This is a genomic window from Massilia sp. 9I, assembly GCF_902506415.1.
Classification (GTDB): domain Bacteria; phylum Pseudomonadota; class Gammaproteobacteria; order Burkholderiales; family Burkholderiaceae_D; genus Telluria.
Genome location: NZ_LR733275.1, coordinates 4,629,252 through 4,642,948, shown reverse-complemented (window position 1 = coordinate 4,642,948; position 13,697 = coordinate 4,629,252). Strand labels below are relative to the sequence as shown.

Here is a 13,697-nt window from a genome sequence, read left to right as displayed (position 1 = left end):
ACGTCCGTAAGCTGCTAGCCTAAAAGCCCTCGTCCCGGCGAAGGCCGGGACCCAAGTCCGCACTGCAATCACTCCGCCTGCAGCGCCTTCTCGATATCCGACCGCGTATACCCCTGAGCAAAGCGCTCGATGAAGTGATACGCATACGCCCGCAGGTAGGACCCCTTGCGCACCGCCAAGCGCGTCACGTTCGGCGCAAACAGGTGCGACGCCTCGATCGCCCGCATCCCCTTGTCGCGGCCATGATCAAAAGCCATCGACGCGACGATGCCCACGCCCATCCCCAGCGACACGTACTGCTTGATGACGTCCGAATCCATCGCGGTCAGCACGATGTCCGGCGCCAGTCCCGCTTCGACAAAGGCTGCGTCGATATGGCTGCGGCCCGTAAAGCCGACGTCGTAGGTGATGAGCGGATACTCGGCCAGGTCTTCCAGGCGCAGCGGCTGGGGCGCGCTGAAGATCGGGTGGCCTTCCGGCGCCACGATCAAGTGGCTCCAGCGGTAGCACGGGAAGGACACCAGGTCCGTGAATGCCGACAGGCCTTCGGTCGCGATGCCGATGTCGGCCTTGCCCGACAGGACCCATTCGGCGATGTGTTCCGGTGCGCTCTGCTGCAGGGCGATGCGCACCCCCGGGAAGGCGTTGCGGAAGGACTGCACCACTTGCGGCAGCGCGTAGCGCGCCTGGGTGTGGGTCACGGCCACCGTCAGGGTGCCGCTATCCTGGGCCGCGAATTCGGCGCTGGCCTGCTGCAGGTTCTCGGCCTCCACCAGCAGGCGCTCGACGATCTTGAGGATGCCCTTGCCCGGCGGCGTCAGGCCGGTCAGGCGCTTGCCATTGCGTTCGAAGATGACGACCCCGAGCTCTTCCTCCAGCTCGCGGATCTGGCGCGACACGCCCGGCTGGGAGGTGAACAGCGCATTGGCCACCTCGGTCAGGTTGAAGTCGCGGCGTGCGGCCTCGCGCACGGAGCGCAGCTGCTGGAAGTTCATATGCCCTCTCCTGCATCCACGAACACTTCGATACGGCGCGGCTTGACCACCAGGGTGTCGCCCTCAACGAAGCCGTGACGGGCGAACACTTCGTTCGGCATCACCGCCTCGATCAGTTGCTGGTTGTCGGCGCGCTCCAGGTCGAGCTGGGCCAGCGGACCGATCGCATGCGCGCGGCGCAGCTTGGCCACCACGCCGCCCTTGTCGCCTTCGCCGGGCGTGTAACGCTCGACATCGAGGTCGTGCGGGCGGACGTAGCCGACACCCTCGCCGCTGCCGGCGTGCTGCGGCACGTCGAACTTGACTTCGCCGCTGGCCAGCACGCCGTCATGCACGCGGCCGTGGAACAGGTTGACGTTGCCCAGGAAGCCGTAGACAAAAGGCGAGGCCGGATTGTTGTAGACCTCGCCGGGCGCGCCGAGCTGCTCGATGCGGCCCTTGTTCATCAGGACCACCTGGTCCGCCACTTCCAGCGCTTCTTCCTGGTCGTGGGTGACGAAGATCGAGGTCACGTGCAGTTCGTCGTGCAGGCGGCGCAGCCAGCGGCGCAGTTCCTTGCGCACCTTGGCGTCCAGCGCGCCGAATGGCTCGTCGAGCAGCAGCACGCGCGGCTCTACCGCCAGCGCGCGCGCCAGGGCGATACGCTGGCGCTGGCCGCCCGAGAGCTGCGGCGGATAGCGGTCGGCGATCCAGTCGAGCTGCACGAGTTCCAGCAGCTGGCGCACCTTGTCGCGGATCTGCTGTTCCGACGGGCGCTCCTTGCGCGGTTTCACGCGCAAACCAAAAGCGACGTTCTCGAACACGGTCATGTGCTTGAACAGCGCGTAGTGCTGGAACACGAAGCCGACCTGGCGCTCGCGCACGTGGCGGTGCGAAGCGTCCTGGCCGTCGAGCAGCACGGCGCCCGAATCGGGATGCTCGAGACCCGCGATGACGCGCAGCAGCGTGGTCTTGCCGCAGCCTGAGGGGCCCAGCAAGGCGGTCAGCTGGCCGTCGGGGAACTGAAGCGAAACGTCGTCGAGCGCGGTGAACTGGCCGAACTGTTTGCGGATGTGCTGGACTTCGATGGTCATGCTGCGTGCTCCAAAATGCGGCTGTCTGCTTTACGTGCCTGGTGCAGACGCCATTCGACAAAACTCTTCACCGCCAGGGTCACCAGTGCCAGCAGCGCCAGCAGCGACGCCACGGCGAAGGCGGCCGTGAAGTTGTACTCGTTGTAGAGGATCTCGACGTGCAGCGGCATCGTGTTGGTCTCGCCACGGATGTGGCCGGACACCACCGACACCGCGCCGAACTCGCCCATCGCGCGGGCATTACACAGGATGACGCCGTACAGCAGGCCCCATTTGATGTTCGGGATCGTCACGCGCCAGAAGGTCGACCAGCCCGAGGCGCCCAGCACCAGCGCGGCCTCTTCCTCTTCGGTGCCCTGCTGCTGCATCAGCGGGATCAGCTCGCGCGCCACGAACGGGAAGGTGATGAACACGGTCGCCAGCACGATGCCCGGCACCGCGAACAGGATCTTGATGTCGTGCGCGGCCAGCCACTCGCCGAACCAGCCCTGGGCGCCGAACAGCAGCACGTAGATCAGGCCCGCGATCACGGGCGAAACCGAGAACGGCAGGTCGATCAGGGTCAGCAGGAAGCTCTTGCCGCGGAACTCGAACTTGGCGATGGCCCAGGCGGCGGCGACGCCGAACACCAGGTTCAGCGGCACCGAGATACCGGCCGCGATCAGGGTCAGCTTGATGGCCGAGACGGCATCCGGATCCTTGATCGATTCGAGGTAGGTGTCCCAGCCCTTCTTCAGGGCTTCGGTGAACACGGCGGCCAGCGGCACGAACAGAAACAGCGTGAGGAAGGCCAGCGCCACCGCGATGAGTGTGTAGCGCACCCAGTTCGGTTCCAGCACATTGGTCTTGGGGCGGCGGGCCGGGACGGCAGCCTTTGGCGCCGCGTTCAGCTTGTCGAGGACGGCGCTCATTTTTTCCCTGCCCGTTTGCGGGTCCACGCCTGCAGCAGGTTAATCGTCAGCAGCAGGATGAACGAGATGATCAGCATGACCACCGCGATCGCCGTGGCGCCCGCATAGTCGTACTGTTCCAGTTTGGTGATGATGAACAGCGGCGTGATCTCGGACACCATCGGCAGGTTGCCGGCAATGAAGATCACCGAGCCGTATTCGCCGGTGGCGCGCGCAAAGGCCAGCGCGAAGCCGGTCAGCAGCGCTGGCACGATCGTCGGCAGCACCACGCGCCAGAAGGTCTGCAGCGGCGAGGCGCCCAGGCTGGCGGCGGCTTCTTCCAGCTCGCGCTCGGCTTCTTCCAGCACCGGCTGCACCGTGCGCACCACGAAGGGCAGGCCGATGAAGGTCAGCGCGATCAGCACGCCGAGCGGGGTGAATGCCACCTTGATGCCGACCTTGGCCAGCTGTTCGCCGATCAGGCCGTTATGCGAATACAGGGCGGTGAGCGTGATGCCGGCCACCGCGGTGGGCAGCGCGAACGGCAGGTCGACCAGGGCGTCGATGATGCGCTTGCCGGGGAAGGTATAGCGCACCAGCACCCAGGCCACGATGCCGCCGAAGATGACGTTGATGAGGGCTGCCAGCAGCGAGGCGCCGAAAGTGAGGCGGTAGGAAGCCATCACGCGCTCGGAGGTGACGGCGCTCCAGAAGGCGTCCCAGCTCATCGTGAAGGTCTTGAGGAAGACCGCCGACAGCGGGATCAGGACGATCAGCGTCAGGTAAAAAATCGTGAAGCCCAGCGAGATGCCAAAGCCGGGTATCACCCGGCCCGGGGATCTGCGTGGCGCACTGTGCGTTTGCACGAGGGAGGTCATGGAAGCCTTATTACAAATTCTTCTAACGGGCTACCATAATCTCACGCAGCCCTTATATTACAAACGAAGCATTCCTTATTTGCATAGACATATCAGCTATTACGATTTACAGGACCAGCTTGGCCGCGACACCGGTCAGCGTGGTCGCCAGCAGGCCCCGCAGGAAGCGTTCCGGCACCTTGCGCGCCGCCATGGCGCCCAGCGTAATGCCCGGCACCGAGCCGATGAGCAGGGTCAGCAGCAGCATCCAGTCGATCGAACCCAGCCACCAGTGGCCGAAGGCGGCAATTGCCGTCAGCGGCACGGCGTAGGCGATGTCGGTGCCCGCCACTTCGGCCGGCGTTAGGCGCGGATAGAGCATGACCAGCAAGGTGGCGCCGATCGCGCCTGCGCCGATCGAGGAGACGGTGACGAGCGTGCCCAGCACGGCGCCCGCGGTGATGGTGGCGATGGTGAGCGCCCTGCCCTGCAGCTGGCGCTCCGGTTTGGCGTTGACCCAGGCCAGCATGCGCGCGCGGAACATCAGCGCGACCACGGTCAGCATCACGGAGCCGGCGATCGAGTAACGAATCAGCTGGCCGATCTCTTCGTCGAGGCCGCCGAAGTGCTTGAGCGCGAGCGTCGAGAGCAGCGCAGCCGGCAAGGCGCCCAGGCACAAGCGCCGCACGATCGCCCACTGGACGGTGCGGTTGAAGCGGTGGGTGACGGTGCCGACACCCTTGGTGATGGAAGCGAATGCCAGGTCGGTGCCGACGGCAACCGAGGGCGAGACGCCGAAAAGCAAGGTCAGCAGTGGCGTCATGAGCGAGCCTCCGCCCACGCCGGTCATCCCGACCAGCAGCCCTACTGCGAAACCCGCGAACATATACGTCGTCGACATGCAAGAACCCTTACGTTAAGCCACAGCGTAAGGGGACTCGGCAGTGAAGCAAACAACAGGTTTCTTATTTGCTTATGCGGCGAATGCGGAACGATGACGCCGGCGTTGTCAACGTCCGGCGTCAAACAAACACATTACTTGTTCGGCTGCGGCGTCAGGCGCAGGTAAGGACGCGGCGAGGTGTAGCCCTTCGGATACTTCTGCTCGATGACGGCCGGATCCTGCACGGTCAGCGGGATGATGACGTCGTCGCCATCCTTCCAGTTGCCCGGGGTGGCCACGGTGTAGCCGTCGGTCAGCTGCAGGGCGTCGATCACGCGCAGCACTTCGTCGAAGTTGCGGCCGGTGCTCATCGGGTAGGTGATGATCAGGCGCACTTTCTTGGCCGGGTCGATGATGAACAGCGAACGCACGGTGGCGGTTGCCGAAGCTTCCGGGTGGATCATGTCGTACAGGCCGGAGACCGATTTATCCGCGTCGGCGATGATCGGGAAGCCGACCACGGTCTGCTGGGTCTCTTCGATGTCCTTGATCCAGTCGCGGTGCTTGTCGGCCGGGTCGACCGACAGCGCGACCGCCTTGACGTTGCGCTTGTCGAATTCCGGCTTCAGTTTGGCAGTCAGGCCCAGTTCGGTGGTGCAGACCGGGGTGAAGTCGGCCGGGTGCGAGAACAGCACCACCCAGGAGTCGCCCGCCCATTCATGGAAGCGGATCTTGCCGATGCTGGAATCCTGCTCGAAGTCGGGGGCGGTATCGCCGAGGCGTAAGGTCATTGTCATCTCTCCATGGTTTGGACTGCGGGGAGCCGGTCGACGCCGGCCACATCAAGACATAGTCTAAGAGGACTTGGCAATCAGGCAAACGACTGCTTTGTTATTTGCTTGTACGACAGCTGACTTAAAGATAACGGTTGTACAACACTACCGCCCAGGTCGCAAGCGCCAGAAGGAGGGTCAAGGCGACGGCCGCGCTGCCCATGTCCTTGGCCACCTTGGACAGGGGATGACGTTCCAGCGAGATACGGTCGACGATGGCTTCGATGGCCGAGTTGAGGATCTCGACGATCAGGACCAGGATCAGCACGCCGATCAGCACCAGCTTCTGGAAACTGGATACCGGCAGCGACAGCGCCACCACGGTGGCGATGGCGATCACCACGACCTCCTGGCGGAAGGCGGCCTCGCTGCGCCAGGCCCAGGCCAGGCCGTCCGCGGTATTGCGGCAGGCCGCCAGCAGGCGCGCGATGCCGCGCTTGGTCTTGAATTCGCTGATCTCCATGTATTTCTCGTATGTAAATGCCGGGATGCCATTATGCCGCGCTGTGGGCCTGTTGCACACCGCAGCCCATCGGTTTGCATCTGCGTTTCACATCATGGTATAAAGGTGTGAATACTGCACTGCACCAACCACATCATGAAAATGGAAACCCCAGAATTGGCCGCCGCGGCACCCGCCAAAACCTCGATCCAGGTGATCGAGCGCATGATGGCGCTGCTCGACGCGCTGGCCAATTACTCCGATCCGGTGAGCCTGAAGGAACTGTCCAAGGTCTCCGGCCTGCATCCCTCGACCGCGCACCGCATCCTGAACGACATGGTCGTTACGCGCTTCGTCGACCGCGTCGAACCGGGCACCTACCGCCTCGGCATGCGCCTGCTGGAACTGGGGAACGTGGTGAAAAGCCGGCTGTCAGTGCGCGAAGCGGCGCTCGACTTCATGCGCTCCCTGCACAAGAAGACCCAGCAGACCGTCAACCTGTCGGTGCGCCAGGGCGACGAGATCGTCTACATCGACCGCGCCTACTCCGAACGCTCGGGCATGCAGGTGGTGCGCGCAATCGGCGGCCGGGCGCCGCTGCACCTGACCTCGACCGGCAAGCTGTTCCTGTCGATCGACGACGCCAAGGCGATCCGCGCCTACGCCACCCGCACCGGCCTGGCCGGCCACAACAAGAATTCAATCACCGACCTGGCGCGCTTCGAGCGCGAGCTGAGCCTGGTGCGCGCGCGCGGCTATGCGCGTGACAACGAGGAATTGGAACTGGGAGTGCGCTGCATGGCCGCCGGAATCTTCGACGACAGCGGCAAGCTGGTGGCGGGCCTGTCGATCTCGGCCCCGGCTGACCGCCTGCAGGAAGAATGGCTGGAGGACCTGGTGCAGACCGCCTCGAGTATCTCGGCAACGCTGGGCTACCGCCCTACCCCCGCGATCTGAGCGCCAGAAAAAGCCCGCATGGCGGCGTTGCATCGTCTCGCCGTACTATCGTACTGCCTTCGACGATGCGCCTTGCCCTGCAGGCTTTGTCCGACGCTCGTTATTGCAGCGCCGGCGCCGCCACGGTGGCGGTGCTCATGATCGGCGTATCCCTTGCGCCGAGCGTCCCCGGCGCCAGCACGTCGAGCTTGCTCGGGGCCAGCGCCTCGAGGAAGCGGCGTACACGTCCCGCGTCGGCGGTGCGCGACATCTTGCCCTTCGAATCCAGGAACACCATGATCACGTTGCGCCCGTGGATGGCCGCCTGCATCACCAGGCAACGCCCCGCTTCGTTGATGAAGCCGGTTTTCTGCAGGCCGATGTTCCAGTCCGGCAGCGCCACCAGGTAGTTGGTGTTGGCGTAGCGCATCGGGCGGCCGCTGGCCTTCACGATCGAGTTCGGGGTGGTGGAATATTCGCGCAGCAGCGGTTCCTGGTGGGCGGTGGCCACCAGGCGCGCCAGGTCGCGCGCGCTCGACACGTTGCGGCTCGACAGGCCGCTGGAATCGACGTAGTGCGTGTCCTTCATGCCCAGTTCGTTCGCCTTGGCGTTCATGGCTGCGACAAAGGCGTCGATCCCGCCCGGATAGTTGCGGCCCAGGGCCGAAGCGGCGCGGTTTTCCGAGCTCATCAGGGCAATGTGCAGCAGTTCGCGGCGCGTCATGCGCGTGCCGACCGGCAGGCGCGAGCTGGAGTACTTGTGGCGGTCGACGTCGGCGTCGGTGACGCGCAGGACTTCGTCGAGGTCTTGCTTGGCCTGCACCACGACCAGGCCGGTCATGAGTTTGGTGATCGAGGCGATCGGCAGGGCGATGTTGGCATTCTTTTCGAACAGCACTTCCGAACTGTTCTGGTCGAGCACGAAGGCAACGTTGGAACGCAGCGACAGCGGATCGACGGTGCGGCGCAGGCCGGCGACGTCGCCCAGGCTGCGCGGGTCGATGGCGGGCGCGGCGCCGGCGGCGCGGCGCACCACCTGGTAGGTCACTTTGCGTTTACCGCGCACCATTTCCACGCGGCGTACCATGCGCTGGCGGTTGTCGTCGGCGATGGCCTGGGCCAGGTCCTGGCGCTTGGCGCGCGCCTTGCGAGCCGGCTTAGCGGATGCGGCGCGGCGCTGCTTCTTGACGAGCTTCTTCTTGCCGGCCTTGGCCTCGCTCGAAGCGCCTGCGCCTGCGCCGGCTCCTGCTCCGGCCCCGTAGACGGGCTGGAACGCAAACAGCAGCGACACGACGGCAGCCAATGCAAGTTTAAACATCTGGAACCCTTCGACGCAAACTGATGAGATACGGAATGCAGTTTAGCTGAACGAGGCCTGATCGCAAGCGAAAGTTATATTCCGTGCGGCAACGTTCTGAAAAACGACATTCCTTATCAATCAAGTATTTACGTCAGATTTTATTCCCGGAACTGAGCGAAATCTTGAACAGGAACACGCTCTGTCACCAGGGAATTTTCTATGCAGGCAGGGTCGGCCCAGCCGAGCGCCATGCCGCACACCACCATTTCATTTTCCGGCAACCCGAGCTGTTGCGCAATCACGCGGTGATACTGTGTGAAGGCCGCCTGCGGACAGGTATCGAGCCCGCGGCCACGCGCGGCGACCATGATGTTCTGCAAAAACATGCCGTAATCGAGCCAGGAACCCTGTTCCATGATGCGATCGATGGTGAAGATCAGGCCTACCGGTGCGTCGAAGAAGCGGTAGTTGCGCGCATGCTGGGCCGCCATGCCGGCCTTGTTGTCGCGCGTCAGGCCGAGCAGCGTGTACAGGTCCCAGCCCACCTTGCGGCGCCGGTCGACGTAGGGCGAGACCCACTCCCGCGGGTAGTAGGCGTATTCCTCGGTGTGCTGGCGCGCCTGCTCCGGATCGGCATTCACCGCCAGGATCGCGTCGCTCAGGTCCTGGCGCGCCTGCCCCGTCAACACGTAGACCTTCCACGGCTGCGTATTGGTGCCGGACGGCGCCCGTGCCGCCACCGCGAGGATGCGCTCGATGTCGGCGCGCTCGACCGGCTTGTCCAGGAAAGCGCGGATCGAGTGGCGCGCGGTGATGGCCGCATCGACGGCTTCCTGCTGGGGGCTGGTAATCATGGAGGGTCTCCTTATTTTCGAACGACAAATGCGACGCCCAGCACGGCGATCGCCATGCCGGCCAGTGCGAGCGGGCTGAAAGACTCGCCAAACAGCAGCCAGGCCATGACGGCGGTGGTGGGCGGCGTGAGGTACATCAGGCTGGTCACCTCGGTGGCGCGACTGCGCCGGATCAGGGTGAATAATAAAAAGATGGCGCCGATCGACAGCGCGAAGACCGACCAGAGCCAGGCGACGATGAAGTCCGTGCTCCATGTGACGGTCGAGAATCGCAGGTCCAGGCCCTCGAACAGGATGGCCAGCGGCAGCAGCACGGCCACGGTGGCGCCGAACTGGATCACGGTGCCGGTGCGCAGGTCGAAGCTCGGACACCAGCGCCGCTGGTACATGGTCCCCGCGGTGATGCAGAACAATGCGAACACGCACAGAACAATGCCGGCCGTAGTGAGGCCGGCCAGGTGCAGCTTGGCCTGCACCACCAGCGCCACGCCCGACAGGCCGAGCACGAAGCCGATCCACTGGCGCGGCCGCACCCGTTCGCCGATCAGGGGCGCGGCCGCGGCGGTAAGGATCGGCTGCATGCCGACGATCAGCGCGGTGAGTCCGGCCGGCATGCCCAGCTTGATGGCGGCCCAGACACCGCCCAGATAGCCGGCCTGCAACAGCAGGCCCGCAACTGCAACGTGCAGCAAGCGGTCGCGCGGCCACGGGGCGCGCAGGAGGAAGACCACCGGCAGCAGTACCGCCAGCACGCCGAGGCAGCGCAGGATCAGGAAGGTGAGCGGCGGCGCGTAGGGCAGCCCGAGCTTGGCGACGATGAAGCCGGTGCTCCACAAGAATACGAACAGCAATGGAACGGGCGACAGCCAGGAGCCGCTTGTGCCAGAATGCGTGTTTGTTCGGGTGCTGGGCGACATGGATGGAATGCTGCACAGCAGCTTATCTTGACTCGGCCTGGTGATGGACTTGTTAGTCTAGCATGTTGGCGCGCCCGGCTTCGCCTGCCCTTACCGGGCGCATGTTTCTTGCGTTAAATCAAATGTAAGTCCTTGAAATTTCTTGTAATCAATGCATTCAAGAAATTTATGCACACTTTATGGTGCATCGCATCAAATCTGCTTGACTCCCCCTGAAACTTGGTTGAAAATTTGCCCTGTTGCGGTGCACAAAAAAGAGTTTCGTTGCAAGACGACGGAAAAAATCTGCCTCACCGGTCCAAGCAACATTTCATCCACTGAACACATTGAACTTTTGGAGAACCACATGTTTGCAATTCCTGAGCAGTTCTCGAACGCCACCAAAGCCAACCTGGAATCGCAGTTTGCCCTGCTGTCCTCGCTGACCGCCAAGACCTTCGAAGGCATGGAGAAGCTGGTCGACCTGAACATCAGCACCGCGCGCAGCACCCTGGAAGATTCGTCGAACGTCGCCCGCCAGCTGCTGGGCGCCAAGGACCCGCAAGAGTTCTTCTCGCTGACCGCTTCGCAGGCCCAGCCGACCGCTGAAAAAGCCCTGTCGTATAACCGCCAGCTGGCCGCCATCGCTTCGGGCACCGGCGCCGAGTTCTCGAAGGCCGCCGAAAGCCAGATCGTCGAAACCAACCGCAAGGTCATCGCCCTGGTCGACGAAGTGAGCAAGAACGCCCCGGCCGGTTCGGAAACCTTCGTTGCCGCCGTCAAGACCGTGATCAGCAACGCCAACGCCGGCTACGAGCAGTTCAGCAAGACCAGCAAGCAGGCTGCCGAAGCAATCGAAAACAACGTCAACGCTGCAGTGAGCCAGTTTTCGGCGACTGCTCGCAAGGCTACTGCGACTGCTACTGCTGCGACCCAATCGGCCGCCGCCTAAGCTGCGACTCGTCAAATAGAAAAGCCGGAACGGTAAGGTTCCGGCTTTTTTGTTTTTCGGCGAAGCCGACCGCCTACTCCCCAAGATACGCGGCCTGAACCCGCGGATCGTTCAGCATCTGCGCCGCATTCCCGGTCATCGTCAGGCTGCCCGACTCCATCACGTAGCCGCGGTGCGCGGCCTGCAGCGCCAGCTTGGCGTTCTGCTCCACCAGCAGGATCGTGATGCCCTGCTGCGAGACGTCGCGGATCACCTCGAAGATCTTCTCCACCATGATCGGCGACAGGCCCATCGACGGCTCGTCCAGCAGCAGCAAGGTCGGGTGGCACATCAGCGCGCGCGCCATCGCCAGCATCTGCTGCTCGCCGCCCGACAGCGTGCCGGCCAGCTGGCTTGACCGCTCCTTCAGGCGCGGGAATACCGCATACCACTTCTCGATGTCTTGCGCGATGCCCGCCTGGTCATCGCGCGTGTAGGCGCCCATGAGCAGGTTCTCGTGGATCGTCATGCGGGTGAACACGCCCCGCCCTTCCGGCACCATGGCGAGCTTCTGCTGCACCATGCGGAAGCTTTGCGTGCCGCGCAGCGGCTTGCCGAGGTAGCTGATCTCGCCCTCCACTTTGCAGGGCGGCAGCGTGCCGGTAATGGCTTTCAGGGTCGTGGTCTTGCCGGCGCCGTTGGCGCCGATCAGGGTCACCAGCTCGCCCTTGTTCACTTCCAGGTCCAGGCCTTTTACCGCCTTGATGCCGCCGTAGGCGACCTTCAGGCCAGATACTTTCAGGATGTTGTCGGTCATTGGTGCGCTCCGCCGAGGTAGGCCTTGATCACGGCTTCGTTCTTCTGGATCTCGGCCGGCAAGCCTTCGGCGATCTGCTTGCCATATTCGAGGACCGTGATGCGGTCGCACAGGCCCATCATCAGCTTGACGTCGTGCTCGATCAGCAGCACGGTCTTGCCTTCGTTCTTGATCTTGACCAGCAGCTCTCGCAGGGCCAGCTTTTCGGTCGCGTTCATGCCGGCCGCCGGTTCGTCCAGCGCCAGCAGCTGCGGATCGGTGGCCAGCGCACGCGCGATCTCGAGGCGGCGCTGGTCGCCGTAGGACAGGTACTTGGCGGTGCGGTTGCCAAACTGGCCGATCCCGACGAAGTCCAGCAGCTCCTGGGCGCGCCGGCGGATCGCCGCTTCTTCTTCGCGCGCCGCCTTGTGGCGGAAGATCGCGCCGATCACGCCCTGGCGGGTGCGCACGTGGCGGCCGACCATCACGTTCTCCAAAGCGCTCATCTCGCCGAACAGGCGGATATTCTGGAAGGTGCGCGCAATCCCCGCCTTGGCCACCTCGTGCGGGGCCGAAGGCGAATATGGCTTCCCGGCCAGCTCGAAGCTGCCACTGTCCGGCTGGTACAGGCCCGTGATCACGTTGAAGAAGGTGGTCTTGCCGGCGCCGTTCGGGCCGATCAGGCCATAGATCTGGCCGCGCTCGATGCGGATGCCGACGTCGGTCAGCGCCTGCAGGCCGCCGAAGCGCTTGTTCACGCCGGAGATGTTGAGAAGGATCTGGCTCATGCCTTGGCCCCCTCCTCTTCCTCGCGCGCCAGGGCGGCGTTGGGCCGCTCTTCCTTGTTCGGCGAGGGCCACAGGCCGGCCGGATTGACCAGCATGATCAGGACCAGCGCCAGGCCGTAGAGCAACTGGCGCAGCACCTCGGCCTCGATCACGACGGTGCCGAACAGCGCCTGCTGCGCCGGCTCCACCACGTGGCGCAGCACTTCCGGCAGCGCCGCCAGCAGCACGCCGCCCAGCACCACGCCGGGGATATGGCCGATCCCGCCCAGCACCACCATCGCCAGCACGGCAATCGATTCGGTCAGCGAGAACGATTCCGGCGACACGAAGCCCTGGAAGGCGCCGAACATCGCGCCGGCCACGCCGCCGAAACTCGCGCCCATGGCAAAGGCGAGCAGCTTGACGTTGCGCGTATTGATGCCCATGGCCTTGGCCGCGATCTCGTCCTCGCGGATCGCCACCCAGGCGCGGCCCAGGCGCGAGTGCTGCAGGCGCGAGGTCACGAAGATGGTCGCAATGGTCAAGGCCAGGAACAGGAAGTAGTAGGCGTTCACCGAGGGCATCGAGAAGCTCCCGATATGCACCGTGGCCTGCGACCCCGCCTCGCCCGCCAGCGACACGCCGAACACGCGGATCGGGTCGATCATGTTGATCCCCTGCGGCCCGTTGGTGAAGTTGATCGGGTCGTTCAGGTTGTTCATGAAGATGCGGATGATCTCGCCGAAGCCGAGCGTCACGATGGCGAGATAGTCGCCGCGCAGCTTCAGGGTCGGCGCGCCCAGCAATGCACCGAACAGGCCCGCCACCAGCGCGGCGAGCGGCACGATCGCCCACACCGACAGGTGGATGCCGTTCTGCTGGATCTCCGGGCCGAAGAAGGCGACCAGGGCTTCGCCCAGCGCCGGCGAATAATAGATGACGGATTCCAGCAGCGCGGCAAACTGCGGCGAGGAGAACAGGCCGACCAGGTAGGCCCCGACCGCGAAGAAGGCGATATAGCCGAGATCCAGCAGGCCGGCGAAGCCGACCACGATGTTCAGGCCCAGCGCCAGCATGATGTACAGCAGCGCGATGTCGATGATGCGGACCCAGGAGTTGCCGAACTGGGAGGCAATAAAGGGGAAGACCAGTGTCAAGACGAGCACCACCGCCATGCTGGTATAGGCCTGGCGCGGCTTGTGCTGGACGTCGAAAGTCAGGAGTGCCATGGTGTCTGTCCTCCC

At 64.2% G+C, this 13,697-nt stretch carries 15 protein-coding genes; 2 read left to right on the top strand and 13 right to left on the bottom strand.

Annotated elements, in window-relative coordinates; genetic code table 11:
• Nucleotides 1-68 precede the first annotated feature (68 nt).
• From GV068_RS20695 to GV068_RS20665, 7 genes are all read right to left on the bottom strand, one after another.
• Nucleotides 69-995 carry a CysB family HTH-type transcriptional regulator gene (locus GV068_RS20695; RefSeq protein WP_159702276.1) on the bottom strand — a complete coding sequence of 309 codons (927 nt, stop codon included), beginning with the start codon at nt 993-995 and terminating at the stop codon, nt 69-71.
• Entirely contained in the window at nt 992-2,068 is a 1,077-nt protein-coding gene (locus tag GV068_RS20690; protein ID WP_159702273.1) for a sulfate/molybdate ABC transporter ATP-binding protein, read from the bottom strand. Before GV068_RS20690 ends, GV068_RS20695 begins: the two co-directional genes overlap by 4 nt.
• Complete coding sequence (cysW, locus tag GV068_RS20685; RefSeq protein WP_159702270.1) at nt 2,065-2,979, bottom strand: sulfate ABC transporter permease subunit CysW; 915 nt, start codon at nt 2,977-2,979, stop codon at nt 2,065-2,067. Before cysW ends, GV068_RS20690 begins: the two co-directional genes overlap by 4 nt.
• Complete coding sequence (gene cysT, locus GV068_RS20680) at nt 2,976-3,836, bottom strand: sulfate ABC transporter permease subunit CysT (RefSeq protein ID WP_159702267.1); 861 nt, start codon at nt 3,834-3,836, stop codon at nt 2,976-2,978. The genes cysW and cysT overlap by 4 nt, the downstream gene beginning before the upstream one ends.
• Before the next feature lie 106 nt (nt 3,837-3,942).
• Nucleotides 3,943-4,716, bottom strand: coding sequence for a sulfite exporter TauE/SafE family protein (locus GV068_RS20675; protein ID WP_159702264.1), 774 nt, complete (start codon nt 4,714-4,716; stop codon nt 3,943-3,945).
• 134 nt (nt 4,717-4,850) lie between these two features.
• The gene (locus GV068_RS20670; protein ID WP_159702261.1) at nt 4,851-5,489 is read right to left on the bottom strand and encodes a peroxiredoxin; all 639 of its coding nucleotides are present in this window, start codon (nt 5,487-5,489) and stop codon (nt 4,851-4,853) included.
• Nucleotides 5,490-5,613: 124 nt separating this feature from the next.
• A complete protein-coding gene (locus tag GV068_RS20665; protein WP_159702258.1) occupies nt 5,614-5,994 on the bottom strand; it encodes a diacylglycerol kinase in 381 nt (126 codons plus the stop codon).
• Nucleotides 5,995-6,129: 135 nt separating this feature from the next.
• On the opposite strand from GV068_RS20665, the gene GV068_RS20660 reads away from it, so the two are divergent.
• Nucleotides 6,130-6,930, top strand: coding sequence for an IclR family transcriptional regulator (locus GV068_RS20660; RefSeq protein ID WP_159702255.1), 801 nt, complete (start codon nt 6,130-6,132; stop codon nt 6,928-6,930).
• Nucleotides 6,931-7,030: 100 nt separating this feature from the next.
• Here GV068_RS20660 and GV068_RS20655 read toward each other — a convergent pair whose 3' ends face one another.
• The 3 genes from GV068_RS20655 to GV068_RS20645 form a co-directional block, all read right to left on the bottom strand.
• Nucleotides 7,031-8,227, bottom strand: coding sequence for a serine hydrolase (locus tag GV068_RS20655; protein ID WP_159702252.1), 1,197 nt, complete (start codon nt 8,225-8,227; stop codon nt 7,031-7,033).
• A 140-nt stretch (nt 8,228-8,367) separates the two neighbouring features.
• Entirely contained in the window at nt 8,368-9,063 is a 696-nt protein-coding gene (locus GV068_RS20650; RefSeq protein ID WP_159702249.1) for a nitroreductase, read from the bottom strand.
• A gap of 11 nt (nt 9,064-9,074) precedes the next feature.
• Nucleotides 9,075-9,980, bottom strand: a complete 906-nt coding sequence (locus GV068_RS20645) for a DMT family transporter (protein WP_159702246.1) — start codon at nt 9,978-9,980, stop codon at nt 9,075-9,077.
• A 346-nt stretch (nt 9,981-10,326) separates the two neighbouring features.
• On the opposite strand from GV068_RS20645, the gene phaP reads away from it, so the two are divergent.
• Nucleotides 10,327-10,911, top strand: coding sequence for a TIGR01841 family phasin (phaP, locus tag GV068_RS20640; RefSeq protein WP_159702243.1), 585 nt, complete (start codon nt 10,327-10,329; stop codon nt 10,909-10,911).
• 73 nt (nt 10,912-10,984) lie between these two features.
• Here phaP and GV068_RS20635 read toward each other — a convergent pair whose 3' ends face one another.
• From GV068_RS20635 to GV068_RS20625, 3 genes are read right to left on the bottom strand one after another with little or no spacing between them, the layout of a single operon-like run.
• Nucleotides 10,985-11,707: an ABC transporter ATP-binding protein gene (locus tag GV068_RS20635; protein ID WP_159702240.1), complete on the bottom strand. Its 723-nt coding sequence runs from the start codon at nt 11,705-11,707 to the stop codon at nt 10,985-10,987.
• Nucleotides 11,704-12,474, bottom strand: a complete 771-nt coding sequence (locus GV068_RS20630; RefSeq protein WP_159702237.1) for an ABC transporter ATP-binding protein — start codon at nt 12,472-12,474, stop codon at nt 11,704-11,706. The genes GV068_RS20635 and GV068_RS20630 overlap by 4 nt, the downstream gene beginning before the upstream one ends.
• On the bottom strand, nt 12,471-13,682 hold the full coding sequence (locus tag GV068_RS20625; RefSeq protein ID WP_159702234.1) for an ABC transporter ATP-binding protein: 1,212 nt from the start codon (nt 13,680-13,682) through the stop codon (nt 12,471-12,473). Before GV068_RS20625 ends, GV068_RS20630 begins: the two co-directional genes overlap by 4 nt.
• Nucleotides 13,683-13,697: the final 15 nt, after the last annotated feature.

Coding starts and splice junctions, on each gene's coding strand:
- GV068_RS20690 (WP_159702273.1), bottom strand. CDS start 2,068: ATGACCATCGAAGTCCAGCACATCCGCAAACAGTTCGGCCAGTTCACC.
- GV068_RS20635 (WP_159702240.1), bottom strand. CDS start 11,707: ATGACCGACAACATCCTGAAAGTATCTGGCCTGAAGGTCGCCTACGGC.
- GV068_RS20665 (WP_159702258.1), bottom strand. CDS start 5,994: ATGGAGATCAGCGAATTCAAGACCAAGCGCGGCATCGCGCGCCTGCTG.
- GV068_RS20630 (WP_159702237.1), bottom strand. CDS start 12,474: ATGAGCCAGATCCTTCTCAACATCTCCGGCGTGAACAAGCGCTTCGGC.
- GV068_RS20670 (WP_159702261.1), bottom strand. CDS start 5,489: ATGACCTTACGCCTCGGCGATACCGCCCCCGACTTCGAGCAGGATTCC.
- cysW (WP_159702270.1), bottom strand. CDS start 2,979: ATGAGCGCCGTCCTCGACAAGCTGAACGCGGCGCCAAAGGCTGCCGTC.
- GV068_RS20645 (WP_159702246.1), bottom strand. CDS start 9,980: ATGTCGCCCAGCACCCGAACAAACACGCATTCTGGCACAAGCGGCTCC.
- GV068_RS20625 (WP_159702234.1), bottom strand. CDS start 13,682: ATGGCACTCCTGACTTTCGACGTCCAGCACAAGCCGCGCCAGGCCTAT.
- cysT (WP_159702267.1), bottom strand. CDS start 3,836: ATGACCTCCCTCGTGCAAACGCACAGTGCGCCACGCAGATCCCCGGGC.
- GV068_RS20695 (WP_159702276.1), bottom strand. CDS start 995: ATGAACTTCCAGCAGCTGCGCTCCGTGCGCGAGGCCGCACGCCGCGAC.
- GV068_RS20660 (WP_159702255.1), top strand. CDS start 6,130: ATGAAAATGGAAACCCCAGAATTGGCCGCCGCGGCACCCGCCAAAACC.
- GV068_RS20655 (WP_159702252.1), bottom strand. CDS start 8,227: ATGTTTAAACTTGCATTGGCTGCCGTCGTGTCGCTGCTGTTTGCGTTC.
- GV068_RS20675 (WP_159702264.1), bottom strand. CDS start 4,716: ATGTCGACGACGTATATGTTCGCGGGTTTCGCAGTAGGGCTGCTGGTC.
- phaP (WP_159702243.1), top strand. CDS start 10,327: ATGTTTGCAATTCCTGAGCAGTTCTCGAACGCCACCAAAGCCAACCTG.
- GV068_RS20650 (WP_159702249.1), bottom strand. CDS start 9,063: ATGATTACCAGCCCCCAGCAGGAAGCCGTCGATGCGGCCATCACCGCG.